Source organism: Saccharopolyspora sp. MMCC62 (assembly GCF_057736575.1).
In genome coordinates this window covers 74905-100661 of sequence record NZ_JBYKCM010000008.1, presented here as the reverse complement: position 1 = coordinate 100661, position 25757 = coordinate 74905, and the positions used below count along the sequence as shown (strand labels likewise).

Annotated in this window: 19 protein-coding genes; 8 read left to right on the top strand and 11 right to left on the bottom strand. The window is 72.8% G+C overall.

The window, feature by feature from the left end; genetic code table 11:
* Positions 1 to 174: 174 nt before the first annotated feature.
* From AC29IT_RS19350 to AC29IT_RS19335, 4 genes are all read left to right on the top strand, one after another.
* Positions 175 to 1872 (top strand): thiamine pyrophosphate-binding protein, encoded by a 1698-nt coding sequence (locus AC29IT_RS19350; RefSeq protein ID WP_488219692.1) that lies wholly within the window; start codon positions 175 to 177, stop codon positions 1870 to 1872.
* 109 nt (positions 1873 to 1981) lie between these two features.
* On the top strand, positions 1982 to 3178 hold the full coding sequence (locus tag AC29IT_RS19345; RefSeq protein ID WP_488219691.1) for a CaiB/BaiF CoA transferase family protein: 1197 nt from the start codon (positions 1982 to 1984) through the stop codon (positions 3176 to 3178).
* Between the two features lie 10 nt (positions 3179 to 3188).
* Complete coding sequence (locus AC29IT_RS19340) at positions 3189 to 4619, top strand: xylulokinase (RefSeq protein WP_488219690.1); 1431 nt, start codon at positions 3189 to 3191, stop codon at positions 4617 to 4619.
* Between the two features lie 53 nt (positions 4620 to 4672).
* Positions 4673 to 6928, top strand: coding sequence for a glycoside hydrolase family 2 protein (locus AC29IT_RS19335; RefSeq protein WP_488219689.1), 2256 nt, complete (start codon positions 4673 to 4675; stop codon positions 6926 to 6928).
* Here the strand turns inward: AC29IT_RS19335 and AC29IT_RS19330 are convergent.
* From AC29IT_RS19330 to AC29IT_RS19300, 7 genes are all read right to left on the bottom strand, one after another.
* Positions 6900 to 7997, bottom strand: a complete 1098-nt coding sequence (locus AC29IT_RS19330) for an acetate/propionate family kinase (protein ID WP_488219688.1) — start codon at positions 7995 to 7997, stop codon at positions 6900 to 6902. The two genes, AC29IT_RS19335 and AC29IT_RS19330, sit on opposite strands and share 29 nt — an antisense overlap.
* 2 nt (positions 7998 to 7999) lie before the next feature.
* Positions 8000 to 10378: a phosphoketolase family protein gene (locus AC29IT_RS19325; protein WP_488219687.1), complete on the bottom strand. Its 2379-nt coding sequence runs from the start codon at positions 10376 to 10378 to the stop codon at positions 8000 to 8002.
* 128 nt (positions 10379 to 10506) lie between these two features.
* Positions 10507 to 11553 carry a Gfo/Idh/MocA family oxidoreductase gene (locus AC29IT_RS19320; protein ID WP_488219686.1) on the bottom strand — a complete coding sequence of 349 codons (1047 nt, stop codon included), beginning with the start codon at positions 11551 to 11553 and terminating at the stop codon, positions 10507 to 10509.
* Positions 11554 to 11827: 274 nt separating this feature from the next.
* Positions 11828 to 12520, bottom strand: coding sequence for a response regulator (locus AC29IT_RS19315; RefSeq protein ID WP_488219685.1), 693 nt, complete (start codon positions 12518 to 12520; stop codon positions 11828 to 11830).
* A 58-nt stretch (positions 12521 to 12578) separates the two neighbouring features.
* Complete coding sequence (locus AC29IT_RS19310) at positions 12579 to 13805, bottom strand: sensor histidine kinase (RefSeq protein ID WP_488219684.1); 1227 nt, start codon at positions 13803 to 13805, stop codon at positions 12579 to 12581.
* Positions 13806 to 13838: 33 nt separating this feature from the next.
* Positions 13839 to 14468: an MBL fold metallo-hydrolase gene (locus AC29IT_RS19305; RefSeq protein WP_358444934.1), complete on the bottom strand. Its 630-nt coding sequence runs from the start codon at positions 14466 to 14468 to the stop codon at positions 13839 to 13841.
* Positions 14468 to 15550, bottom strand: a complete 1083-nt coding sequence (locus tag AC29IT_RS19300) for an S-(hydroxymethyl)mycothiol dehydrogenase (protein WP_488219840.1) — start codon at positions 15548 to 15550, stop codon at positions 14468 to 14470. Before AC29IT_RS19300 ends, AC29IT_RS19305 begins: the two co-directional genes overlap by 1 nt.
* 260 nt (positions 15551 to 15810) lie before the next feature.
* Between AC29IT_RS19300 and AC29IT_RS19295 the strand changes: the two genes are divergently transcribed.
* On the top strand, positions 15811 to 16620 hold the full coding sequence (locus tag AC29IT_RS19295; protein WP_358437713.1) for an SAM-dependent methyltransferase: 810 nt from the start codon (positions 15811 to 15813) through the stop codon (positions 16618 to 16620).
* A 285-nt stretch (positions 16621 to 16905) separates the two neighbouring features.
* On the opposite strand, the gene AC29IT_RS19290 is transcribed toward AC29IT_RS19295, so the two are convergent.
* Positions 16906 to 18090: an MFS transporter gene (locus AC29IT_RS19290; protein ID WP_488219683.1), complete on the bottom strand. Its 1185-nt coding sequence runs from the start codon at positions 18088 to 18090 to the stop codon at positions 16906 to 16908.
* Between the two features lie 212 nt (positions 18091 to 18302).
* Here AC29IT_RS19290 and AC29IT_RS19285 point away from each other — a divergent pair, with 212 nt between their 5' ends.
* Positions 18303 to 19754 carry an amidase gene (locus tag AC29IT_RS19285; protein WP_488219682.1) on the top strand — a complete coding sequence of 484 codons (1452 nt, stop codon included), beginning with the start codon at positions 18303 to 18305 and terminating at the stop codon, positions 19752 to 19754.
* Between the two features lie 506 nt (positions 19755 to 20260).
* The gene (locus tag AC29IT_RS19280) at positions 20261 to 21019 is read left to right on the top strand and encodes an SDR family NAD(P)-dependent oxidoreductase (protein WP_358437722.1); all 759 of its coding nucleotides are present in this window, start codon (positions 20261 to 20263) and stop codon (positions 21017 to 21019) included.
* 65 nt (positions 21020 to 21084) lie between these two features.
* Here the strand turns inward: AC29IT_RS19280 and AC29IT_RS19275 are convergent, their stop codons facing one another.
* Positions 21085 to 22266: an acyl-CoA dehydrogenase family protein gene (locus AC29IT_RS19275; protein ID WP_358437725.1), complete on the bottom strand. Its 1182-nt coding sequence runs from the start codon at positions 22264 to 22266 to the stop codon at positions 21085 to 21087.
* Positions 22263 to 23456 carry a CaiB/BaiF CoA transferase family protein gene (locus tag AC29IT_RS19270; RefSeq protein ID WP_488219681.1) on the bottom strand — a complete coding sequence of 398 codons (1194 nt, stop codon included), beginning with the start codon at positions 23454 to 23456 and terminating at the stop codon, positions 22263 to 22265. The genes AC29IT_RS19275 and AC29IT_RS19270 overlap by 4 nt, the downstream gene beginning before the upstream one ends.
* Before the next feature lie 280 nt (positions 23457 to 23736).
* Between AC29IT_RS19270 and AC29IT_RS19265 the strand changes: the two genes are divergently transcribed.
* Complete coding sequence (locus AC29IT_RS19265) at positions 23737 to 24444, top strand: GntR family transcriptional regulator (protein WP_358437731.1); 708 nt, start codon at positions 23737 to 23739, stop codon at positions 24442 to 24444.
* Between the two features lie 306 nt (positions 24445 to 24750).
* On the opposite strand, the gene AC29IT_RS19260 is transcribed toward AC29IT_RS19265, so the two are convergent.
* On the bottom strand, positions 24751 to 25611 hold the full coding sequence (locus AC29IT_RS19260; protein WP_358437734.1) for a 3-hydroxybutyryl-CoA dehydrogenase: 861 nt from the start codon (positions 25609 to 25611) through the stop codon (positions 24751 to 24753).
* Positions 25612 to 25757: the final 146 nt, after the last annotated feature.

The window sequence follows — 25757 nt, the reverse complement described above, 5'->3', positions numbered from 1 at the left end:
TACAGTAAAGCCCGGCGCACCGCCCCGGTCAAGGGGCGACCCGCCCGGCGCGAGCCGGCCGAGGAGGAACCCGCGCACCCCCTGGAGATCCGGACACCGGCCGGGGCGGAGCCAGGACGTGAACCCGCCGCGCGCCACCGGCGGACCTGCCCAACGCGAAGTGAGGATGCACGGATGTCGGACAAGCCCACCGGCGGTCAGCTCGTCGTGACGATGCTCGAATCGCTCGGGATCACCCACGTCTTCGGCGTGGTCGGCGGCCAGACCCTCGCGATCACCGACGCGCTCATCGACACCCCGTCGATCGAGTTCGTGCACACCCGGCACGAAGGCGCCGCCGCGGTCATGGCCGACGCGCACGGCCGCCGCACCGGGCGGCCCGCGGTCGCCATCGCCACCACCGGGCCGGGGGCCACGAACCTGCTCACCGGCGTCGGCGGGGCGTTCCGCGACTCCAGCCCGGCGATCATCATCACCTGCAACAACAACGGCGAGAACATCCACAAGGACGACGCGCAGAACGCCGACCACGTGCAGATCTTCGCGCCGTTCACCAAGTTCTCCCGCCTCGTCGCGCACGGCTCCTCGATCAAGCAGGCGATGGAGGAGGCCTACGTCAACGCCATGACCGGCAACCCCGGTCCGGTGCACCTCGACTTCGCCCGGGACACCATCGAGCAGGTGCTAGCCGACGCGCCGGAGGTGCCCGCGGTGCACCCGGCGCGCTCCTGGGTCGAGGACCGGCCGGTCGCCTCCCCCGCCCGCATCGCCGAGATCGCCGAACGGGTGCTCACCGCGGAACGCCCGGTGATCTGGCTCGGCAACGGCGGCAACCGGTCCCGCGGCGGCGCCGAGGTGCTGGCACTGGCCGAGGCGCTCGGCATCCCCGTCGTCACCACCTTCAACGGGATCGGGGCGGTGCCCACCACGCACCCGCTGGTGTTCGGCGCGCTGTCCCGGATGGGCACCAACCTGAGCTCGCGGGTCGTCGCCGAGTCGGACCTGGTGCTGGCGCTGGGGAACAGCCTCAACGCGGTCTCCACCGGCCGGTGGCGGCTGCGGCTGCCGCAGGTCGTCCAGGTGGACGTGGACCCGGCGATGATCGGGCGCTACTACGCGGAGAGCACCACCGGCGTCGTCGGCGACCTCGCCGCGTTCAGCCGCGACCTGCGCACCGCCACCGCCGACCGCGCCGAGCAGGCGCGCGCCGGACGCGCCGGCTGGCTCGACGAGCTGCGGGACGCCGAACGCGAGTGGTGGGCGCGCTCGGAATCCCGCGCACCGGTCACCGCGGGCACCATCGCGCCCGCCGCCGCGGTCCGCGCGCTGCGCGAGGTCGCGCCCGCCGAGACGGTGCTGATCCCGGACGCGGGCAACCCCGGCGTGTGGTCGTTCCTGTGGGAGATGGAGCTGCCGCACCGCTACCTCAAGCCCGTCGGCTTCGGGAACATGGGCTTCGCGCTGCCCGCGGCCATCGCCTGCGCCGCCGCCGACCCGGAATCCCCGGTGCTGGCGCTGATCGGCGACGGTTCGCTGGGCATGAGCCTCGGCGAGCTGGAGACGCTGGCCCGCACCGGCGGCCCGGTCGTGCTGGTCGTCCTCAACGACTCCAGCTACGGCAACATCCGCCAGGAGCAGGAGCTGCACTTCGACGGGCGCACCACCGGCGTCGACTTCGGCGACGTGGACTTCGCCCGGGTGGCCGCCGGGATGGGCGTCGCCGCCGCGCGCGTCACCGAGGTCGACGAGCTCCTGACCACCGCGAAGGACGCGTTCGCCACGGGCCGCCCGTTCCTGATCGACGTGGTGCTGGACCGCGCGGCCAACGCCTGGACCTATCCCGCGTTCACCCCGCACCGCCCGCAGAGCTGAGCCGATCGGACTTCGCGCTTGCTCCGCGCGGCGGAACCGCTGCGCGCGCGGCGGCGCACCATGGGAACGCCGGGCGATGCGGCCCGGCGGCACGAGGAGGAGGGCGACGATGCCATCCGGATCACCCGGCCCGCTGGACGGGCTGAAGGTCCTGGACCTGTCCCGGTTCATCGCAGGGCCGATCTGCGCGCAGATCCTGGCGGACTTCGGCGCGGAGGTCGTCAAGGTCGAACGCCCCGGCGGTGAGGACGCGCGCCACCACGAGCCCTACTACCGGGGTGAGAGCGTCTACACGATGCTCTACAACCGCAACAAGCACGGCGCCACCCTCGACACCCGCCACCCCGAGGCGCTCGCCGTGCTCGAAGACCTGGTCCGCTGGGCCGACGTGGTGGTGGAGAACTACCGGCCCGGCACGGTCGAGCGGATGGGCCTCGGCTACGAGCGGATGGTGGAGCTCAAACCGGACGTCGTCCTGGTGTCGATCTCCGGGTACGGCCAGACCGGGCCGCTGTCCCAGCGGGCGCTGTTCGACGCGATCTCGCAGGCCTCCTCCGGGCTGATGTCCATCACCGGGGAGGCCGACGGGAAACCGACGCTGACCGGCACCTACATCGCCGACTACGTCACCGGATACCAGGCGGCGATCGGCGCGTTCGCCGCGATCGCGCACCGCAAGGCCACCGGGGAGGGCCAGCGGGTCGACGTGGCCTCGCTGGACTCGATGTTCGCGACGCTGGGCACCCGGCTGATCGCGCACCTGATGCTGGACCTGGACATGCCGCGCAGCGGATCGCGGGACCTGCTCACCGCACCGGTCAACGTGTACCCGGCGCTGGACGGCGACATGTACGTGCAGGCGGGCACCAACGGCCTGTTCCCGAAGCTGTGCCGCGCCATCGACCGGGAGGACCTGCTGGAGGTGCCCGAGTACCGCACCGTCGCGGGCCGGATGGCCGACCAGGAGCCGCTGGAGCAGGCGGTCGCCCAGTGGGCGGAGCACCGCAGCTGCGCGGAGATCGGCGAGGTGCTCGGTGCGGCGGGCATCCCCTGCGCCAAGGTGGCGACCGTGCCCGAGGTCGCGTCCTCCCCGCAGATCGCCGCCCGCGACATGGTCGTGGACGTCGAACACCCCGAGCTGGGCAGGCTCCGGGTGCCCGGCAACCCGGTGAAGATGGACAAGAGCCCGCCCACCACCCGCAAGGCGCCGCCGACGGTCGGCGAGGACAACGAGTACGTCTACCGCGAACTGCTCGGCCGCAGCGCCGAAGAACTGGCGCGGTTGCGGGACGGCGGTGCGGTGTGAGCGGACGCCGATGAACCGGGGCGCGCGCTGCGTCGTCGCCGTCGACGTGGGCACCTCCGCGGTCCGCGCGGCCGCGGTCGGCGAGGACGGCGCGCTCCGCGGCCGCGCGCGGGTGGAGCGGCCCGCCGGGAGCGGCGAGCTGTTCGACGCGGAGCGGTTGTGCACCGACGTGCTGGCGGCGCTCGCCGCGCTCCCCCGCACACCGGTGTCGGCGCTGGTGGTCTCCGCGCACCTGGGCGTGGTCGCGGTGGACGAGCGGCTGCGGCCGGTGGACGAGGCAGGCGGCTGGTCCGATCCGCGCGGCCTCGACGAGCTGCGCGCGGTCGACGCTGAGCTGCGGGACGCGCTGCTGCGGGCGGCGCGGCGGCCGGCGCTCACCGGCGGGGCGCTGGCCCGCGCGCTGGCGCTGCGCCGCGATCCGGCGGTGGCCGACCGGGTGCGGCACCTGCTGAGCCCGAAGGACTTCCTGGTGGCCCGGTTGACCGGCCGCGTCCGCACGGATTCGGTGCACGCCGCCTACACGCTGCTCGCCGACGTGCCGGGCCGGACGTGGCACCGGCGGGCGCTGGCGGCGCTGGGCATCGATCCGTCCTGGCTGCCCGCGCAGCTGCGGCCCACCGAGGTCGTGGGCGAGGTGCACCGCGACGCCGCCGAGCGCTGCGGGCTGCCCGCGGGTACGCCGGTGCTGGCGGGCGGGCCGGACGGGTCGATCGGCATCGGGCTGCTGCTCGGGTCGGATCCCGGGGGCATCGCCGACGTCGCGGGCACCACCGACGTGCTGGGACGGCTGCTCGCGGATACCGCCGCCCCGCCGTCGGCGCTGCTCAACCCGGCGCTGCTCGGGGACCGCTGGGTCGCCGGGGGCGCGACCGGCATGACGGGCGGGGCGGTCGCCGGCTGGCGCGGCTTGGTCGGGCCGGTCGCGGACGAGGAACTGGCCGCGGTGCCACCCGGTGCGGACGGGCTGCGGGTGCTGCCCGCGACCACCGGCAGCCGGTTCCCGCGCTGGGAGCCGGAGGATCGCGGCGCCGTGCTCGGCCAGGGGCCCGCGCACTCGGCGGCGCACCTGGTGCGCGCCGCGCAGGAAGGTGCCGCGTTCACGGTGCGCGAAGGCGTGGACCTGCTCGACCCGCCGGGTTCCGGACGGCTGCCGGTGCTGCTGGCCGGAGGTCTCACCCGCTCCCCGGTGGCGACCCGGTTGCGCGCGGACGTGCTCGGACGCCCGGTGCTGGTGTGCGCCGAACCGGACGTGACGCTGCTCGGGGCCGCCGCGGTGGCACTGGTCGGCACCGGTGCGGCGGCGGACCTGGACGAGGCGCGGCCGCTGCTGGGCTGCGAGCTGCGGCGGGTGGAACCCGATCCGGCGCGGGCGCGGCGCTACGACGAGCTGTTCGCCGCGTGGCTCGCCGACCGGGACGGCACACCGACCGGACGGACCTAGCCGCGGCGGCCTCCGCGTGCTGGCATGGGATTCCCGCCTGGAGGACGACGCCGATGCGCGCGGACACCCTGCTGGACGAGACCTGGTCGTTCGGGCCGCTGGACCGGCCGGACCCGGCGGAGGTGCCGGACGCGGCGCTGCGGCCGGTGCTGCTGCCGCACGTGGTCGCCGAGCTCGGCCACCGGGACTGGGACCCGGCGAGCTGGGAGCGGACCTGGTTGTACCGCAACGACTTCCCCGGCCCGGGCGAGCCGGGACGGCGGTACTTCCTGCGGTTCGCGGGCGCGCTCACCACCACCCGGCCGGTGCTGAACGGGCACCGGCTCGCCCCGCACGCGGGCGGGTACCTGCCGTTCGAGCGGGAAGTCACCGGGCTGCTGGCGCCGCGCAACCGGCTGGACGTGGTGCTGGACGGCCGGTTCGACCCGGAGGTGCCGCCGAACTCGGCGAACCCGAGCAGCGCGGTGGACTTCTGGCAGCCCGCGGGCCTGCACCGGGAGGTGTCGCTGGTGGCACGGCCCGCCGATCACGTGCGGGACGTGTTCGCCCGGCCCGTCCGGGTGCTGGACGCGGCGCGGCGCGCGCTGCGGGTGCGGTGCGAGCTCGACCTGGCCGTCGGCGGCGAGCTGGTGCTGCGCGCGGAACTCCGGGACGGTCCCGATCCGGTCGCCGCCGCCGAGGGACCGGTGCGGGCCGGTCCAGGGCGCGCGGTCGCGGAGCTGGAGCTGGACCGGCTGGGCGCGGTGCGGCTGTGGCACCCGGACTCGCCGCGGCGGTACGAGGTGGTGGTGGCGCTGCTGCGCGACGGACGGCAGCTGCACGAGCACCGGGTGCGCACCGGCTTCCGCCACGTCGAGTTCCGCCTCGACGGCTTCCGGCTCAACGGCGAGCGGTACCCGCTGTTCGGGCTCAACCGGCACCAGCTGTTCCCGTTCGCGGGCGCGGCGATGCCCGCGCGGGTGCAGCGGCAGGACGCGCGGCTGCTGCGGGAGGAGCTGAACTGCACGGTGGTGCGCTGCTCGCACTACCCGCCGCACGAGGCGTTCCTGGACGCCTGCGACGAGCTGGGCCTGCTGGTCTGGGACGAGCCGCCCGGCTGGCAGCACCTGGGCGGCGCGCGCTGGCGGGACCGCGCGCTGCGCGATGTGCACGACATGGTGGTGCGCGACCGCAACCACCCGTCGGTGGTGCTGTGGGCGGCGCGGCTCAACGAAACACCGGACTCCCCCGAGCTCTACGCCCGCACCGAACGGCTCGTGCACGAGCTGGACGGCTCGCGGCCCACCACCGGCGCGGTCCTCAGCGCCGACCACGACACCACCGGCTTCCGGCACGACGTGTTCGGCTGCAACGACTACTCGGCGAGCACCGGGCCGGACGGACTGCCCCGCCCCGAGCTCGCACCGCCGCGCACCGACCTCCCCTACCTGGTCAGCGAGGCCGTCGGCACCCTGTCCGGCCCGGCGAAGTTCTACCGCCGCACCGATCCGCAGCAGGTGCAGCAGGGCCAGGCGTTCGCGCACGCGCGGGTGCACGACCTGGCCGGTCGCGATCCGGGCTACGCGGGAGTGCTGGCGTGGGCGGGCTTCGACTACCCGTCGGGCAACGGGAACGTGGACCGGGGCGTGAAGTGTCCCGGCGTCGTCGACCTGTTCCGGGTGCCGAAGGCGGGGGCGGCGGTGTACCGGGCGCAGGTCGATCCGCGGCGGCGGCCGGTGGTCGAGCCGTCGTTCTGCTGGGACCTCACCGGGCCGAGCCCGGTGCAGGACCTCGCCGAAGCCGCCATCTGGTCCAATGCGGACGCGTTGGAGCTGTTCCTCGACGACGAACCGTTCGCCGCGCTCACCCCGGCCCGGGATCGGTTCCCGCACCTGCCGCACCCGCCGTTCCTGGCCGATTTCCGCGCGGTGACGGGGATTCCGGAGCTGCGGGTCGACGCCCACCTCGACGGCCGGCCGGTGCTGCGCAGGCGGTTCAGCGCGGACCGCGCCACCGACCGGCTGTCGCTGCGCGCCGACGACGCGGAACTGCACGCGGGCGGCGCGGACGCCACCCGCGTCGAGATCCGGGTGGTGGACCGCTACGGCGCCGAACGGCAGCACACCGCCGGGGACGTGGCGCTGGAGCTCGAAGGTCCCGCCGAGCTCATCGGCCCGAACCCGTTCCCGCTCGCGGACACCGGCGGCACCGGGGCGGTGTGGCTGCGCAGCACCCGCGGCACCGGCCGGGTGCGGCTGTCCGCCCGGCACCCGTCCGCGGGCCGGGCGCGGGTCGAACTCCTCACCCGGTCGGCACCGGTTCCGCGGTGAGGGCCCGCGCGGTCTGCCGGGCGATCTCCAGGTCCTCGCGGGATTCCACGACGACGGTGCGCACCCGCGCACCCGCCGCACCGATGTCGGCGTCCGCGGTGGCCGCCGCGTTGCGCTCCGCGTCCACCGCCACCCCGAGGAAGCCGAGCCGTTCCGCGACCTCCGCGCGCAGCACCGGCTGGTGCTCCCCCACGCCGCCGGTGAACACCAGCAGGTCCAGCCCGCCCATCGCCGCGACCATCGCGCCCGCGTGCCGCACCAGCGAGTGCACGTACACGTCGTAGGCGAGCTCGGCGTCCTGGTCGCAGTCGGCGCTCGCGGTCAGCACGTCCCGCAGGTCCCCGGAGCCACCGGCGAGCCCGGCCAGCCCGGACCGCTTGCGCAGCGCATCGCACAGCTCGTCCACACCGACCTTCCCGCTGGTCAGCAGCCACTCCAGCAGGCCGGGGTCCACCGAACCGCTGCGGGTCGCCATCACCAGCCCCTCGTCCGGGGTGAACCCCATCGTGGTGTCCACGCAGCGCCCGTCGCGCACCGCCGCCAGCGAGGCACCCGCGCCGAGGTGGCAGCTCAGCACCCGCCCGCCGGTCGGCCCGGCCAGCCCGGCGCCGCGCCGGGACGCGTAGCCGTGCGAGAGCCCGTGGAACCCGTACCGGCGCAGCCCCCACCGCTCGTTCCACTCCTTCGGCAGCGCGTAGGTGCGGGCCGCCTCCGGCAGCGTGGTGTGGAACGCGGTGTCCACGCACGCCACCGCCGGGGTGCCGGGCGCGCACTCGGCGGCCGCGCGCATCGCGTCGAGCGCGCGCGACTGGTGCAGCGGTGCCAGCTCGGTCAGCCCGGACAGGTAGTGCAGCAGCGCGTCGTCGACGACCGCGGGCCCCTGCAGCTTCGGCCCGCCGTGCACCACCCGGTGCCCGATGGCCTGCGCGCCGTGCTCCTGGAAGAAGTCCCGCACCGGGTCCGGCTCACCCCGCCAGTGCTGCACGTCGTGCCCGGCGACCTGGTCGTCGTCGTGCAGCAGGCGCAGCTTGAGGCTGCTCGATCCGGCGTTGACGGTCAGCACCCGCATGATCAGCTCCACTTCCAGTCGCGGACTTCCGGCAGGTCCTCGCCGTGCGTGGTGACGTACCGCCGGTGTCGGATGAGTGCGCCGACCAGTTCCTCCCGCACGTGCGCCGCCCGGGACCCGAGCTCCGGGACGCGGTCGATGACCTCGATGGCCAGGTGGAACCGGTCGATCTCGTTGAGCACGCACATGTCGAACGGGGTCGTGGTGGTGCCCTCCTCCTGGTAGCCGCGCACGTGGAGGTTCGCGTGGTTGCGCCGCCGGTAGGTCAGCCGGTGGATCAGCCACGGGTAGCCGTGGTAGTCGAAGATGACCGGCCGGTCGGTGGTGAACAGCGCGTCGAACTCCACATCGGACAGTCCGTGCGGGTGTTCCCGCGGGTCCTGCAACCGCATCAGGTCCACCACGTTGACCACCCGCATCCGCAGCTCGGGGAAGCGGCGGCGCAGCAGGTCCACGGCGGCGAGGGTCTCCATCGTCGGCACGTCCCCGGCGCAGGCCAGCACCACGTCCGGTTCGCCGTCGCCGTCGGTGCTCGCCCACTCCCAGATGCCGATCCCCTTGGTGCAGTGCACTTCCGCGTCGTCGATGCCCAGGTACTGCGGGGCGGGCTGCTTGCCGGCGACGACCACGTTGATGTAGTCCCGGCTGCGCAGGCAGTGGTCGGCGACCGACAGCAGCGTGTTCGCGTCCGGCGGCAGGTAGACGCGCACGATCTCGGCCTTCTTGTTCACCACGTGGTCGATGAAACCGGGGTCCTGGTGGGAGAAGCCGTTGTGGTCCTGGCGCCACACGTGCGAGGTGAGCAGGTAGTTCAGCGAGGCGATCGGCTGCCGCCACGCCAGCCCGGTGCTCACCTTCAGCCACTTCGCGTGCTGGTTGAGCATCGAGTCCACCAGGTGCGCGAACGCCTCGTAGCAGGAGAACAGCCCGTGCCTGCCGGTGAGCAGGTAGCCCTCCAGCCAGCCCTGGCAGGTGTGCTCGGACAGCACCTCCAGCACCCGCCCGTCCGGGGCGAGCGAATCGTCCCCCGGTTCGGTCTCCCCCATCCACGCCCGCGAGGTCGCCTCCAGCACGGCGCCGAGCCGGTTCGAGTTGTTCTCGTCGGGGGCGAACAGCCGGAAGTTCGCGGCGAGCCGGTTGCGGGTCAGCACGTCCCGCAGGAACCCGCCGAGCACCTGGGTGGCCTGCCCGCTGGTGGCGCCCGGTTCGGGCACCGGCACGCCGTGGTCGCGGAAGTCCGGCAGCCGCAGCCCGCGCAGCAGCAGGCCGCCGTTGGCGTGCGGGTTCGCGCTCATCCGCCGCGTCCCGGCCGGGTTGAGCCGCCGGATCTCCTCGACCGGCGCGCCGTCGGCGGTGAACAGCTCCTCCGGCCGGTAGCCGCGCAGCCAGTCCTCCAGCTGCCGCAGGTGCTCCGGGTCGCCGCGCGGGTCGGAGAGCGGGATCTGGTGCGCCCGCCAGGTGCCTTCGACCTGCTGCCCGTCCACCACGTCGGGACCGGTCCAGCCCTTCGGGGTGCGCAGCACGATCATCGGCCAGCGGGGTCGTTCCACCACTCCTTCGTGCCGGGCGCGGTAGCGGATGCGGTCGATCTCGTCGAGGCAGCCGTCGAGGGCCGCGGCGAAGGACCGGTGCATCACCGCAGGGTCGGGCCCGGACACCACGCGCGGTTCGTAGCCGTAGCCGCGCAGCAGCTCCAGCAGCTCGTGCTCGGGGATGCGGGCCAGCACCGCCGGGTTCGCGATCTTGTAGCCGTTGAGGTGCAGCAGCGGCAGCACCGCGCCGTCGCGCACCGGGTCGAGGAACTTGTTCGAGTGCCAGCTCGTCGCGAGCGGCCCCGTCTCGGCCTCCCCGTCGCCGACCACGCAGGCCACCGTCAGGTCCGGGTTGTCGAAGGCGGCGCCGTAGGCGTGCGCCAGCGAGTAGCCGAGTTCCCCGCCCTCGTTGATCGACCCGGGTGTCTCCGGCGCGGCGTGGCTGGGGATCCCGCCGGGGAAGGAGAACTGGGTGACCAGCCGCTGCAGCCCCGCCACGTCCTGCGCGACGTCCGGGTAGATCTCGCCGTAGGTGCCTTCCAGCCAGGTCGCGGCGACCACGCCCGGCCCGCCGTGCCCCGGCCCCGTCACGTAGATCATGTCGAGGTCGCGGTCGCGGATGGCGCGGTTCAGGTGCGCGTACAGGAAGGTCAGCCCGGGCGTGGTGCCCCAGTGGCCGAGCAGCCGCGGTTTGACGTGCTCGGGCCGCAGCGGTTCCCGCAGCAGCGGGTTGCCCATCAGGTAGATCTGCGCCGCGGACAGGTAGTTCGCGGCCCGCCACCACTGGTCGACGCGCTGGAGTTCGCGCGCGTCGAGGTCGGCGGGTGCGTCGGCGGTGCGGGTGCCCATCCGGAACCTCCGGGGAACGCCGTGCGGGATCGCTTCACTCCGCAGCGTTCCCAGCCCACCGCCGCGGCAATCCCCGCTCCGGCCGGAGATCGATCAGCACGTCCGGACCGGGGTGGTCGACCGGGCGATCAGAGGTGGACGACCCGGCCCTCCGCGGCGGAGCGGCGGGCCGCGTCGATGATCTCCAGCCCGGTGATGGCGTCGGCCGGGTCCACCGGCGGCGCCGAGCCCTCGCGCAGCGCGGTGCCGAGCAGGTCGTAGAACTCCGGGTAGGCGCCGGGTTCGGTCGGCACCCGCCGGGACTCCTCGACGGTGCCGAGCTCGCCCTGCAGCGATTCGGCTTCGACGCCCCAGCCGGCGCCGGGCAGCGCCCCGCCCTTCAGCGCCGCCTCCTGCGGGTCGAGCCCGTACTTGGTGTAGCCCGCGCGGTCGCCGAGCACCCGCAGCCGCGGGCCGTGCTGGGCGGTGAACTTGCCGACCCACAGGTGCGAGCGGACACCGCCCGCGTGCGTCAGCGCGAGGAACGTGTCGTCGTCCACGGCGCTGCCGGGCCTGCGCACGTCCACTTCGGCGTAGACGCTCGCGACCGGGCCGAACAGGGCCAGCGCCTGGTCGATGAGGTGGCTGCCCAGGTCGTAGAGCACGCCACCGGCCTCCTCCGGACCGCCGGATTCGCGCCAGCCGGTCTTCGGCGTCGGCACCCAGCGCTCGAACCGGGACTCGAAGCGATGCACGGCACCGAGCTCCCCGGCGTCGATCAGCTTCGCGAGGGTGCGGAAGTCGTTGTCCCACCGGCGGTTCTGGAACACGGTGAGCAGCAGGTCGCGGCGCCACGCCTCGGCGACGAGCTCCCGCGCCGCCGCCGCGGTGGGCGCGAACGGCTTGTCCACCACCACGGGCAGCCCGGCGCGTAGCACCTCGGTGGTGTGCTCGACGTGCAGCCGGTTCGGGCTGGCCACCACCACGAGGTCGAGCCCGCCGCGGTCGAGCAGCGCGGGCACGTCGTCCACGACCGCCGTGCCGGGGTGCGCGGCCTCCAGCGCGGCGCGCCGCTCCGGGTTCCGGGTGACCACTGCGGACAGTTCGAACCCCGGGTTCGCCGCGATCAGCGGTGCGTGGAACACCGCCCCGGCGATGCCGTACCCGATCAACCCCACCCGCAGCGCAGCACTCATGGCTCCATTACACCCCGCGGCGGCGGTCGGGCGGCGCCCGGGCCGGACACCCCCGCCGGCAAAGCCCGTCCGCGGACCTCGGCCGTTTTCCTGTCAGCGGCGACGCCGCTGAGCGGAGACCCGGCACGCGGCCGGACCACCCGCGGGTTCTCAGCGGCCCTCGCGAGGACGGCGTTCTCTCGTGTGGCGGAGCCACTCGTGAGAACGATCCGCAGCGAGGGGGCCGCTGAGGTTCCGCCACCCGCCCCCGGATCGCAGCAGGAGGGCGGAAGCCCTAGACGGAGGCTTCGGGCCCGTTCACCTGGCCCGGCGACACGAGGCCCGTCTCGTAGGCGGTGATCACCAGCTGGGTGCGGGAGCTCAGGTGCAGCTTCTGCATCACGTGGTACAGGTGCGATTTCACCGTCAGCTCGGCCAGGCCGAGGTTCCGCGCGATGTCGGCGTTCGAGCCGCCGCGCGCCACCTCCAGCAGCACGTCCAGCTCGCGGTTGGTGAGCCCGCTGAGCTCGGTGGACGCGTCCCGGACGCCGAGCGAGGCGAACCGGGTCAGCAGCCGCCGCGTGACGCGCGGCGCCAGCAGCGCCTCCCCGGCGGCGACGGTGTGCACCGCGCGCACCAGCTCCTCCGGCGGGGCGTCCTTGAGCAGGAACCCGCTGGCCCCGGCGCGCAGCGCCGCGTACACGTACTCGTCGAGGTCGTGCACGGTGAGCATGATGACCGAGGTCCCGCCCTCGGTGGCGGTCATGATCTCGCGGGCCGCGCTGATGCCGTCCATCCCGGGCATCCGCACGTCCATCAGCACCACGTCGGGGCGCCGCCTGCGCACGGCGGCCACCGCGGCGGCACCGTCCTCGGCTTCGGCGAGAACGCGCAGGTCGGGCTCGGCGGACAGCAGTGCCACCAGCCCTGCCCGGATCATCGCCTGGTCGTCGGCGACGAGCACCGTCGTCTCCGCGGGGTGCTCCACCACGGACCTCCTCGGTTCGGGCCGCCGCGCACCGGCCGAAACCGGTTTCAAATACGGGTCAGGCAAGGTCCGAATTTTCCGGGCACGGTAGCACGGCCGCCAAGTGGAACCCGTTGGAAACCGGGTGCGCGGTGAACGTCCCCCCGAGCAGCGCAACGCGTTCCCGCAGCCCGATGAGCCCGCGGCCCGATCCGCCGCCGCGCACCGGGGACAGCGCGGGCACCTTCTCCGCGAGACCGCGGGCGAAGCTGTCCGGTCCGGTCGCGTGGTTGGTGACCTCCAGGCGCAGCGCACCGGAGCCGTAGTCCAGCAGCACCCGCGCGTAACCGCTGCCCGCGTGCTTGAGCACGTTCGTCACGGCCTCCTGCACGATGCGGTAGGCGGCCATCTCCACACCGGGCCCGAGTTCGCGCACTTCGCCCCGGCGGTCCAGCCGCCACACCACTCCGGTGCCGCGCACCGATTCCACCAGGTGGTCCACCCGGTGCAGTCCGGGCGCGGGATGCCGTCCGGGTTCGTCGCCGGACGCGGCGCCGTGCTCCGCGGGGTCCTCGCGCAACCTGCCCAGCAGGCCGCGGAGTTCGCCGAGCGCGGCCCGCGAGGTGTGTTCGAGTTCGCGCAGCGTCTGCTCCGCGTGCCCCGGATCGCGGTCCACGAGCGCCCGGGCGACGCCCGCGCGCAGCGCCACCACGGACAGGTTGTGCGAGACGATGTCGTGGAATTCGCGGGCTATCCGGGCCCGTTCCCCCGCGACCGCTTCGGCGGCGAGCTGGTCCCGCGCCTGGTCGAGCAGGGCAACGGTGTGCTCGAGCTGGGCGGCCCGCTGCCTGCCGAAGCGGACCGCGTAGGCCAGTCCGACGACCATGAACAGGTCGATCGACGCCATCACGGTGCTCACGAACGCGGACAGCGGCGGGTCGTACCACGAGTACAGCACCGGCCAGAGCATCGCGAGCACGGTAGCGGTCACGGCGCCGAGCGTTCCGCTGCGCTGGCAGACCGAGTACACGCCGACCAGGATCGTGAAGTTCAGCGGGTTCTCCGGCACGCCGACCAGGGTCAGCGTCGTCGCCGCGGCCAGGCCCGCCAGCAGCGACACCCACGGCCACTTGCGCCGCACCAGCAGCAGTGCGAACGCGGGCACCGTCACCAGCATCATCGACCACCAGGGCCGCCCGGGCGGCCCTGGTGATTCGAGATGCAGGATCAGGGCGTGCATGACGGTGAACAGCACGACCATCGCGAGGTCGAGCAGGAACGCTCGCTTCACCAACGCATTCGGCACGCCCCGCAGTATGCGCACACCGCGTGCGCGAAATCAGTAGCCTCGGGCGACCCATTCATCAAATTGGGGCAAAACCTCGGCAATGGTGGTGCTCTCTCCGTGACCGGGGTGCACGGTCGTGACCTCGGGCAGGGTGAGCAGCCGTTCCCGGATGGATTCGACGAGCACGCCGAAGTCCGAGTAGGACCGGCCGGTGGCGCCGGGCCCGCCCGCGAACAGGGTGTCGCCGGTGAACACGGTGCCCAGGTCGGCCGAGTACAGGCACACCGAGCCGGGGGCGTGCCCCGGCGTGTGCAGCACCTGCAGCCCGGTGCCCGCGACGCCGATGACCTGCCGGTCGGCGAGGGTGCGCTCGGGCTCCCGGTCCGGGTGGGTGAGCTGCCACAGCACCTGGTCGTCGGGGTGCAGGAAGATCGGCGCACCGACCTCGGCGGCGAGCTCGGGGGCCTTGCGCACGTGGTCGTCGTGGGCGTGGGTGGCGAGGATCGCCAGCACGGTGCGCCCGTCGATCAGCTTCTTGATCGCGTCGACGTCGTGCGGGACGTCGATGACGACGCACTCCTCGTCGTCGCCGACGACCCACGCGTTGTTGTCCACCTGGTGGGTCTCGCCGTCGAGCGAGAAAGTGCCCGACGTCGTGGTGTGGTCGATGCGGGCGCTCATCAGAACACCACCACCGAACGGAGGACCTCTCCGTCGTGCATCTTGGTGAAGGCGGACTCGACCTGGTCCAACGAGATCTCCTCGGTCACGAACTTCTCCAACGGCAACCTGCCCTGGAGGTACATCTCCACCAGCATGGGGAAATCACGACTCGGCAAGCAATCCCCATACCACGACGACTTCAACGCACCACCCCGCCCGAACACCTCCAACAACGGCAACTCCAACTTCATCTCCGGAGTCGGCACCCCCACCAACACCACCGTCCCCGCCAGATCCCGCGCGTAGAACGCCTGCTCATACGTCGCAGGCACCCCCACCGCATCGATCACCAGATCCGCACCGAACCCATCCGTGAGCTCCCGCACCGCCTCCACCGTGTCCACCTCCGCCGCGTTCACCGTGTGCGTCGCACCGAACTCCCGCGCCCACGCCAACTTCGCCGGATCCCTGTCCACCGCGATGATCCGCCGCGCACCCGCGAAACTCGCCCCCGCGATCGCACCATCACCCACACCACCACACCCGATCACCGCAACCGAATCACCCGGCCCCGCACCACCGGTGTTCACCGCCGCACCGATCCCCGCCATCACACCGCACCCCAACAACCCCGCCACCGCAGGCCGCGCCGCCGGATCCACCTTCGTGCACTGCCCCGCATGCACCAACGTCTTCTCCGCGAACGCACCGATCCCCAACGCCGGCGACAACGCAGTCCCATCCACCAACGTCATCGGCTGCGCCGCATTGTGCGTATCGAAGCAATACTGCGGACGACCCCGCCTGCACGCCCGACACACCCCACACACCGCACGCCAGTTCAACACCACGAAATCACCAGGCTCGAGATCCACCACCCCGACACCCACCGACTCCACAACCCCAGCAGCCTCATGCCCCAACAAGAACGGGAACTCGTCATTGATCCCACCCTCCCGGTAGTGCAAATCCGTGTGGCACACCCCGCACGCCTGCACCCGCACCACCGCCTCACCCGGACCCGGATCAGGAACGATGATGGTGGTGACCTCGACGGGCGCTCCCTTGCCGGTCGCCACGACGGCGCGAACCTCGGACACGTACACCTCCAGGAGTGGGTTTTCCGCCGCCCGAACAGCCGCATTCACCCGGCTGCGGGCGCTCTCGCGAACAGGGCCGGAAATGCGCATACCGGCATCTGTAGACGATCACGACCATACCCCCCGTTCGGCCGTAGCCACCGGGTGCTCGACTGCGGTTCCGTCTGGGAGGGTCCCGCTCGGGCCCGCCCCTCTTCGACACGGTGCGTGAACCGACGACTACTGTACGGTGTCGCCGACGGAGGAACGAGGAGCACATCATGGTCGACGCGCAACGCCTGTTGTCCAGGGAAATGGACATCGACCGGCCTTGCGCGGCGCGGATCTACGACGCGTTCCTCGGCGGTGGCCACAACTTCGGTGTGGAGCGCGAGTTCGCCGAGCGGTTGCAGACCGCGATGCCCGGGGTGGCCGGGGTGTTCCGGGACAACCGGGCGTTCCTGCGGCGCACCGTGGAACACCTGCTGGCGCGCGGCGTGCGGCAGTTCCTCGAACTCGGCTCCGGGATACCGACCATCGGGCACGTGCACGAGGTCGCCGCCCGCCGCACCCGCCGGTTCAGCGTGCTGTACGTGGACAACGAGCCGCTCACCGTCGCGCACAGCAGGCCGCTGCTCGACGCCGAACCGCGGGCCGCGATCATCCGCGCCGACATCCGCGAGCCCGATGTGGTGCTCGGTTCCCCCGCGGCCGCGAGCCTGATCGACTTCTCCGAGCCGGTGGCGCTGGTGATGTCCGCGGTGCTGCACTTCGTCCCGGACGACGACGATCCGATGCGGCTGGTGCGCGCCTACCAGGACGCGGTGGCCCCCGGCAGCGCGCTCGTGCTCTCCCACCTGTGCGCCAGCGAGGAACCCGAGCCGATGAACCTGCTCGCCGCGTTCTACGAGGAGACGGCCGACCCGGTGGTGGCGCGCCCCGTCGAGTGGCTCACCGAGTGCTTCGGCGCGTTCGAGCGGCAGCCGCCCGGCACCTGCTACATCGGCGACTGGCGACCCGAACCGGACCAGCCCCCGCACCGCCACCCCCGCTACCGCATCCTCCACGGCGGCGTCGCCCGCAAACCCTGACCCGCGCCACCGGCCCATCCGCGTCGAGCGGCTCGGCCACTCGCCCGACTTCCACTCCGCTAACCTGCGCGGCGCGCTGATCGGTTCCCCGTCAGCGGCGGAGCCGCCGAGCCGACGACCACGCAAGCAGCCGGCACCGCAGCGGGTTCTTCGCGAGGACAGCGATGTCACGTGTGGCGGAGCGATCCCGCAGCGCGGAAACCGCTGAGGTTCCGCCACCCGAGCACTACGCGGCAGAAGCAGCGGACAGGCAGTGAGGTACCCAGGAGCAGGAGAACAGGCAGCTCACCTGGAAGCAGGACGGACGAAGAGGAGCAGGATTCCGGCGAGGACCGCGGCCGCTCCCGCCGCCAGCCACGCCGTGCCGAGTCCCGCGTGCTCGCCGAGGAACCCGAACAGCAGCGGCCCCGCGCTGCCGCCGAAGTAGATGCCGGTCTGGGTGAACGAGGTCGCGCTCGCCACCCGGTCGGGGGCGATCTTGGCGACGGAGAAGTTGAGCAGCCCCGGCCACGCCCACCCCGCGCCGAACCCGATGGACACGCCGATCAGGAACAGCGACATCGAGCCCGTGGCCATCAGCGCGTACCCCAGCGACCCCACGACCAGCATGATCGTGATGACCCGCAGCAGGTTCACCGCCCAGCGGTCCGCGACCACCCCGGCCAGCAGCCGGATCGTCAGCCCGGCCGCCGAGGCCAGCGACAGCACCAGGCCCGCGGCCGACGGGCTGAACCCGACGTCCACCGCGGTGGTGGTCACGAACGCGCCCTGCGCGTTGGCCGCGGCCGAACCGAGCCCGCCCGCGATGGCGATCAGCAGCAGCGCCACGAACCGGGACTCGCCACCGGACTCGGCGGCCGCGGGCCGGGCGGAGCGCTCCGCCTGCGGCAGCGACGGCACGAACAGCGCCGCCAGCAGCCCGATCACCCCGGCGAACACGAACACCCAGCGCCAGCCGATGGTCAGCGCGATCGCGGGCACCGCCGCCCCGGCCAGCAGCGTCGCCAGCGGGATCGAGGACTGCTTCACGCCGAAGCCCATGCCGCGCCGGTGCGCGGGCACGCCCTGCGTGATCAGCAGGTTCGCGGCGGGCTGCGCCAGCGAGTTCGGCAGCCCGGACAGGCACAGCAGCACCAGCAGCCAGCCCGCGTCGTGCACCGCGCTGATCCCCAGCAGGCACACCGCGCTGCCCGCGGCACCCAGCCGCATGCCCAGCCGGGAACCGATGCGCTCCACCACCCAGCCCATGAAGCGGGAGGCGAGCGCGGCGACGGCGAAGAACGCGGCGGCCGCTCCGCCCAGCAGCGCGGCACCGAAACCGAGTTCCCGCTGCAGCTGCACGCCGAGCCCGCCGACGAGGAACACCGGGAACACGCCGACGGTGACGACCGCCGCCACCGAGGCGAGCACCCGCGCGGGCCCGACCTGGCGCGTTCGCAGGGGACCGCCACCGACCACCGCTGCCGCCATCGATCCGCCTCCGTTCGTCGGCCGCCGCGGGTGGGCAAGCCCGCTACCAGCGTGTGAACCGGCGAACCGTTTAGCAACGCTAACGTGACGCATACCTCCGGGCACCACGCGAATGCGCTCGTCCGCCGTCTTGACGTCGCGTCCGCCAGCCGCCACGGTCGATCAGGTGGCCATCGACGGCCACGTGTGGACGCGGACTGGAGGCGGGCCGGGTGGGCGCCGAGTTGAGCGGAATCCCGTCGGCGAACGTGCCCGAGCCGGTGCGGCTCGACGCGGTCGAGCTGTCCTGGTCGATCCGGCAGCGCGAGCTGAGCTGCGTGCAGGTCGCCGAAGCGTTCCTCACCCAGATCGACCGGTTCAACCCGCTGGTCAACGCCATCGTGTCGCGCGCCGACGAGGAGGACGTGCTCGCGCAGGCCCGCGCCCGGGACACCGAGCTGGACCGCGGCGAGTACTCCGGGTGGATGCACGGGTTCCCGATCGCGGTGAAGGACCTCAGCGACGCGGCCGGATTCCCCACCACGGCCGGTTTCGAACGCCCGGAACCCGCCGCGGCGGACGCGCCGTTCGTGCGCCGGATGAAGGCGGCGGGCGCGATCGTGGTGGGCAAGACGAACGTCCCCGAGTTCGGGCTCGGCTCGCACACGTTCAACTCGCTGTTCGGCACCACCACCAACCCGTACGACCTGTCCCGCATCGCGGGCGGCAGCAGCGGTGGGGCCGCGGCGGCGCTGGCGATGCGGATGCTGCCGGTCGCCGACGGCAGCGACTTCATGGGCTCGCTGCGGACGCCCGCCGCGTTCTGCAACGTGCTGTCGCTGCGGCCCGGGTTCGGCCGGGTGCCCGGTCCCGGGTTCGTCGCCGAACCGTCGGTGGTGGGGCCGATGGCGCGCACCATCCGGGACCTGGCGATGCTGCTGTCCACCGTGGCCGGTCCGGACGAGCGAGCACCGCTGAGCCTGCCGCAGGATCCGGCGCTGTTCGCCGAATCGCCACGCCGCGACGTGGCGGGGCTGCGCATCGGCTGGATCGGGGACTTCGACGGTTACCTGCCGACCGAGCCGGGCGTGCTGGACCTGTGCCGGGACGCGGCTCGGCTGTTCGAGCAGCTGGGCTGCGTGGTGGAACCGGCGCCGCGGCTGCCCGTGGAGCAGGCGTGGGAGACGTTCCTGCTGTGGCGGCGCTGGATGATCGGCGAGGGGCTGCACGAGGTCTACCGCTCCCCCACCGCCCGCGCCCGGATGAAACCGGAGGCGCAGTACGAGGCGGAGGGCTACCTGGAGCTGACGGTGCGCGACATCGCCGCGGCCCGCGCCGGGCGGGACGCGTGGCGGGAGTCCGTGTCGGACCTGTTCGACCGCTTCGACTTCCTGCTCGCGCCCAGCACCCAGGTGTTCCCGTTCGACGCGGGCCTGCGCTGGCCGGCGGAGATCGACGGCACCCCGATGGACACCTACCACCGCTGGATGGAGGCGTCGGTGCCGTGGACCCTGTCGGGGCATCCGGTGCTGAACCTGCCTGCCGGGTTCAACGACGCGGGACTGCCCACCGGGGTGCAGCTCATCGGGCCGGGGCACGGCGAGTGGCCGCTGCTGCAGCTGGGCCACGCCTACGAGCAGGCGAGCGATTGGGTGCACACCGTGCTCCCGCCGCCGTTGACCTGAGTCCGCGCCACGGTGGCGCGGGCGCCGCAACCCCCCAGTGCCGCAACCCCACAGTGCCGCAACCCCACAGCGCCGCAACCCCGCAGTGCCGCAGCGCGGCAGGCCCGCACTGCCGCAGCCCTGCGGTGCCGCGGCGCTACACCCCGCGGCAGCGCGACTCGCAACACCACAAGCCCCGCAACACCACAAGCCCCGCAGCGGCACGAGCTCCGCAGCACCGCGCCCCGCAGCGACACGACGCCGCAGCGCCACTGCTCCGGTGTTCCGCTCGCACTGCTCCGGTGGGCTCCGCGATTTCCCGGTGGTGCGGGGGAATTCGCGAGTCCGGGGTGGCGCCGAGCCGGTGATCAGTGCGAACGTCCGTTCCGCGGTTCTCCCGGCGGCCCGCTCGCCGCAATTTCTCACGAACTCGGGGCGTATTTGATATCTGCGGCGGGGTGCGCCGACCGGGGACGACCGTGTGCAAGGCTGCACCCGTCAGGTCGGTTTTTCGGGAAGGTGACGAGTTGGGTACCGAGGTTTTCTCCCTCCAGGACAAAGTGGCACTGGTGACCGGTGCCGGGCAGGGAATCGGTCTGGAGATCGCGAAGGCGCTGCGGTCGGCGGGCGCCCACGTGGTGATCGGCGAGATCAACCCGGAGACCGGCAATGCCGCCGCCGAGCAGGTCGAGGGTGATTTCCTCCCGCTCGACGTGACGGACTCGGCCGCGGTGGCCGACGCGGTGGCGCGGATCGTGGCCGACCACGGCCGCATCGACGTGTCCGTGCACAACGCGGGCATGGTGCGCAACGAGCCCGCCGAGGAGATGAGCGACGAGTCCTGGCGCCGCGTCCTCGGGCTGAACCTGGACGGGGTGTTCTACTGCTCCCGCGAGGTCGGCAAGCAGATGCTCGCTCAGGGGTCCGGTTCGATCATCAACATCGCCTCGATGTCGGGCATGATCTCCAACCACCCGCAGCCGCAGGTCTCGTACAACGCGTCCAAGGCCGGCGTGATCATGTTGACCAAGTCCCTGGCCGGCGAGTGGGCTCGCCGCGGCGTCCGGGTCAACTCGATCTCGCCGGGCTACACCGGCACCGACCTGCTGCTGGGCGTGCAGAACACCCAGCCGGAGTGGTTCAACGGCTGGATGGAGCAGACCCCGATGGGCCGCGCCGGTCGTCCGGACGAGCTGGGCCCGGTCGCGGTGTTCCTGGCGTCCGAGGCCAGCAGCTTCGTCACCGGCAGCAACGTCGTCGCCGACGGCGGCTTCACCATCTGGTGAGCCGACCCGGCTGATCGCCCGGCCGGTCCTGATCACGCGTCACGACCGGCCGGGACGTCGTCGCACTACCGGAACGCGTTGCTCCCGGTGAGGGCTTGGCCGATGGTCAGGGCGTGCATCTCGCCGGTTCCTTCGTAGGTGAGCACCGATTCCAGGTTGGTCATGTGCCGGATCACCGGGTATTCCAGCGAGATCCCGTTGGCGCCGAGCACGGTCCGCGCGCTGCGGGCGACTTCCAGCGCGCCGCGCACGTTGTCGAGCTTGCCGAAGCTGACCTGCTGCGGCAGCAGGGTTCCGGCGTCCTTGCGCTTGCCGAGGTGCAACGCGAGCAGCCGCGCGTTCTGCACCCGCACCGCCATGTCGGCGAGCTTCTGCTGGGTGAGCTGGAAACCGGCGATGGGCTTGCCGAACTGCTCGCGGCTGCGCGCGTAGTCGAGCGCGGTGTCCAGGCAGTTGCGGGCCGCGCCGGTGGCGCCCCAGACGATCCCGTAGCGCGCTTCGTTCAGGCAGCTCAGCGGCCCGCGCAGCCCCACGGCTCCGGGCAGCGCCGCGGCGTCCGGCAGCCGCACCCCGTCGAGCACCAGCTCGCTGGTCACCGAGGCGCGCAACGACAGCTTCTTCTTCAGCTCCGGTGCGGCGAATCCCGGGGTGTCGGTGGGGACGACGAATCCCCGCACGCCCTCCTCGGTCTGCGCCCACACCACGGCGACGTCGGCGATGCTGCCGTTGGTGATCCACATCTTGCGGCCGTCGAGCACCCAGTCCGTGCCGTCCCGCCGGGCGCGGGTGGTCATCGACGCCGGGTCCGAGCCGTGGTCGGGTTCGGTGAGGCCGAAGCAGCCGATGGCCTCGCCCGCGGCCATCTTCGGCAACCACTGCTGCTTGTGCTCCTCGGATCCCCAGCGCCAGATGCCGTACATGGCCAGCGAGCCCTGCACCGACACCAGCGAGCGCAGCCCGGAGTCGGCGGCTTCCAGCTCCTCGCAGGCGACGCCGTAGTCGACGGCGGAGGCGCCCGCGCAGCCGTAGCCCTCCAGGTGCATGCCGAGCACGCCGAGCTTGCCCAGTTCGCGGGCGAGTTCACGGGCCTGCGGGAACTCGCCGTGTTCGAACCAGTCGGCGACGTGCGGCTGCACGAGGTCCCGGCAGAGGGCTCGCACGCTGTCGCGCAGCGCGAGCTGTTCGGTGGTCAGCTCGGCGTCGATGCCCAGCGGATCACGGGGATCGAAGTCGGGTTTGGCGCTCATCGGTGGCCTCCTCGGGCTGGGTCGTCGGACAGCGGTGGCAGCGGGTGCGGTTCCGCGGCGAGCCAGCCGCGGACCTCGTCGGTGTGCTCGCCGAGGTGGGGCGGAGCGAGCGGATCGGCGACGTCGATGTCGGAGAACTCGATCGGCATCCGGGCTTGGGCCACTCCCCCGTCGCCGGGGTCGACCACCGGGCGCAGGCCGAGCGATTCCGCGTAGTGCACCGCGTGCGAGAGGTCGTTGACCTGCCCGCAGGCGATGCCGGCCCGGTGCAGCCGAGCCTGCCAGTCGCTCGCCCGCCGGGCGCCGAGCACGTTCTCCAGGCGCCGCACGAGTTCCGTCCGGTTCGCGACGCGTTCGGCGTTGGCGGCGAACCGCGGGTCGTCGGCCAGCCCGATCAGGCCGAGCGCGTCGGTGAACCGGCGGAACTGCGCGTCGTTGCCGACGGCCACCGCGAGCAGCCCGTCCTCGCAGCGCAGCGTCTCGTACGGGGCGATGCTGGGGTGCCGGTTGCCCATCCGCTCGGGCGCGATGCCGGTGGTGAGCAGGCCGCTCATCTGGTTGACGAGGGCGGCGAGCAGGCTGGAGAGCAGGTTGACCTCGATGTGCTGCCCCAGCCCGGTGGCATCGCGCTGTCGCAGCGCGGCGAGGATGCCGAGCCCGAGGTCCTTGCCGGTGAGCACGTCGACGACGGCGACCCCGACCTTGGTGGGCGGCCCGTCGGGTGCGCCGGTGATGCTCATCAGCCCGCCGACCGCCTGCACCACGAAGTCGTAGCCGGGCAGGTCCGCGCCGGGACCGCTGCCGAAACCGGAGACGGACGCGTAGATCAGCGCGGGGTTGAGCTCGCGCGCGCCGTCGGGGTCGAGCCCGCAGCGGTCCAGCACGCCGGGCCGGAAGTTCTCCACCAGCACGTCGGCGCGCCGCACGAGCTCCCGCGCCGCGTCCCGGTCCCGTTCGTCGTCGAAGTCGAGCACCACGCTGCGCTTGCTGCGGTTGACCGACTCGAAGTAGGCGGAGCCGCGATCGGTCCACGGTGGACCCCAGCCGCGGGTGTCGTCGCCGGTGCCGGGCCGTTCCACCTTGATCACGGTGGCGCCGAGGTCGGCCAGCGCCATCGTCGCGTACGGACCGGCCAGCACCCGGCTGAAGTCCGCCACCACGATGCCGTCCAGCGGCAGTGCCCGTCCCATCACCGACCCACCTTCCGGTTCCAGGCCCGTTCGGGCCGGGCGAGCCACGCGGCGGCGTTCGCGCGCGGGCAACGGGATTTCCGGACCGGAGCCCGCGCCGCGGATCGCGTGGGCCGGATTCCGGCACCTGGGACGCGCGGCGAATCGTGTTGCGCTCTCCCCGGATTGGATCCAATATACAGTGATCGGACGCCGGGTCAACACGCTGCGCGCCTCTCGAACGAGTGATCGCACGGCCGGGCGCCCCGGGACCATCCGCACGACGAACCGGCGGGAGCCGATGCCAGCAGACCCGAATCCGCGCCCGCCGACGCCGCCCGATCTGCGCTGGCACGACCTGCGCGGGACCGACCGGCCACCGACCACGCAGGCGTTCGTGCTGGACGCGCTGCGCCGGGCCATCACCACCGGTTCGCTGGCCCCGGGCAGGCCGATCCGGCAGGACGCGATCGCCCAGGAGCTCGGCGTCAGCCGCGTTCCGCTGCGGGAGGCGCTGAAGACGCTGGAGGCGGAGGGCCAGGTGGTCTACCGGCCGCACCGCGGCTACGCGGTCGCCGAGCTCTCGCTGGACGATCTGCTGGAGGTGTACCGGCTGCGCGCGCTGCTGGAGTCGGAGGCCGCCGAGGCCGCGGCGGGCCGCTTCGAGGAGGCGGACCTGCACCGGGTCGAGGAGGCCGCGCGGGACGTGGAGCGCGCGGCGGACGCGGACGACCTGGTCGGCATGATCACGGCGAACCGCCGGTTCCACTTCGCGCTGCTGGAGCCGTGCGGGCTGCCGCGGCTGCTGCGGATCGTGCGCACGCTGTGGGACGCGACGGACGCGTACCGGGCGGTGTACTACAACGAGGGCGCGAACCGGGAGCGGGTGCGCGCCGAGCACGAGGCGATCCTCCGCGCGGCCACCGCGGGCGAGGCCGAGCGGCTGGTCGCGCTGCTCGACGAGCACCGGGACCACGCGGTCGCCGCACTCCGCGGCACCATCGGCTGACCTCCGGGGCTCCGGGCGGCCCGACCACCGGTCCCACCGCAGCCCGCAGCCCCCGGCCGGCGCCTCGTCCCACCCGGCGGCGAAGCCGCTGCGCGGCGGCGCGCGCCCGGCACCGTGGCGGGTTCTCAGCGACTTCCTCGCGAGGACACCGATGTCGCCGCGTGCCGGACACACACAGCAGACATCGATCCCGCGGCGAGGAAACCGCTGAGGTTCCGCCACCGACCACTACGCGGCAGAAGTAGCGAGACAGGCGGTCAGGTTCCGCTTGGCCGGGCCCGTCGCGGCAGGACCGGCGGCGGACGCTCAGGAGTACTCGTAGAACCCGCGGCCGGACTTCTTGCCGTACAGCCCCGCGTCCACCATCCGCTGCAGCAGCGGCGGCGCCGCGTACAGCTGCTCCTTGTACTCGTCGTACATCGAGTCGGCGATCGCCTTGAGCGTGTCCAGGCCGACCAGGTCGGCCAGCGCCAGCGGCCCCATCGGGTGGGCGCAACCGAGCACCATGCCGTTGTCGATGTCCTCGGCCGCGGCGATGCCGCTCTCGAACATCCGGACCGCGGAGAGCAGGTACGGCACCAGGAGCGCGTTCACCACGAACCCGGAGCGGTCCTGGGCGCGGATGGTCTGCTTGCCGAGCCCGTCGGTGGCGAACTCGGCGGCCCGCCGCACCGTGTCCTCGGAGGTGACCAGCGAGGGCACCAGTTCGACGAGCTTGAGCACCGGAACCGGGTTGAAGAAGTGCACGCCGATGACCTGCGCGGGCCGCGAGGTGGCGGCGGCGAGCTTCGCGATCGGGATCGAGGAGGTGTTGGAGGCGAGGATCGCGTCCGGGTCGGTGAGGACCCGGTCGAGTTCGGCGAACACCCCGGTCTTGAGCTGCTCGTTCTCGGCGATGGCCTCGATGACGAGCTGGCGGTCCGCGAGTTCGGCGAGCTCGGTGGTGAACCGGAGGCGGCCGAGCGCGGCGTCCCGGTCGGCTTCGGCGAGCTTGCCGCGGCCGACGGCGCGGTCCAGGGACTTGGTGATGCGGGCTCGACCCGCTTCGGCGGCCTGCTCGCTGACCTCCGAGACGATGACGTCCAGTCCACTGCGAGCGCTGACTTCGGCGATGCCCGCCCCCATCAGTCCCGAGCCCACCACGCCTACGCGTTCGATTCCCGTCACCACACCGATCCTTCCGTCCGACTGCGCCGTCGGGTCGTGCTCGACCGACGCGGCGATGATGCCAAAGGGAACGGTGACCGGCGGGTCCAAGGTGCTGTAGGACACGGGATCCGGGAAGCGTCGTGGTTCGCTCCGGGCGCTTCGAA

Coding starts and splice junctions, on each gene's coding strand:
- AC29IT_RS19350 (WP_488219692.1), top strand. CDS start 175: ATGTCGGACAAGCCCACCGGCGGTCAGCTCGTCGTGACGATGCTCGAA.
- AC29IT_RS19345 (WP_488219691.1), top strand. CDS start 1,982: ATGCCATCCGGATCACCCGGCCCGCTGGACGGGCTGAAGGTCCTGGAC.
- AC29IT_RS19340 (WP_488219690.1), top strand. CDS start 3,189: ATGAACCGGGGCGCGCGCTGCGTCGTCGCCGTCGACGTGGGCACCTCC.
- AC29IT_RS19335 (WP_488219689.1), top strand. CDS start 4,673: ATGCGCGCGGACACCCTGCTGGACGAGACCTGGTCGTTCGGGCCGCTG.
- AC29IT_RS19330 (WP_488219688.1), bottom strand. CDS start 7,997: ATGCGGGTGCTGACCGTCAACGCCGGATCGAGCAGCCTCAAGCTGCGC.
- AC29IT_RS19325 (WP_488219687.1), bottom strand. CDS start 10,378: ATGGGCACCCGCACCGCCGACGCACCCGCCGACCTCGACGCGCGCGAA.
- AC29IT_RS19320 (WP_488219686.1), bottom strand. CDS start 11,553: ATGAGTGCTGCGCTGCGGGTGGGGTTGATCGGGTACGGCATCGCCGGG.
- AC29IT_RS19305 (WP_358444934.1), bottom strand. CDS start 14,468: ATGAGCGCCCGCATCGACCACACCACGACGTCGGGCACTTTCTCGCTC.
- AC29IT_RS19295 (WP_358437713.1), top strand. CDS start 15,811: ATGGTCGACGCGCAACGCCTGTTGTCCAGGGAAATGGACATCGACCGG.
- AC29IT_RS19290 (WP_488219683.1), bottom strand. CDS start 18,090: ATGGCGGCAGCGGTGGTCGGTGGCGGTCCCCTGCGAACGCGCCAGGTC.
- AC29IT_RS19275 (WP_358437725.1), bottom strand. CDS start 22,266: ATGAGCGCCAAACCCGACTTCGATCCCCGTGATCCGCTGGGCATCGAC.
- AC29IT_RS19270 (WP_488219681.1), bottom strand. CDS start 23,456: ATGGGACGGGCACTGCCGCTGGACGGCATCGTGGTGGCGGACTTCAGC.
- AC29IT_RS19265 (WP_358437731.1), top strand. CDS start 23,737: ATGCCAGCAGACCCGAATCCGCGCCCGCCGACGCCGCCCGATCTGCGC.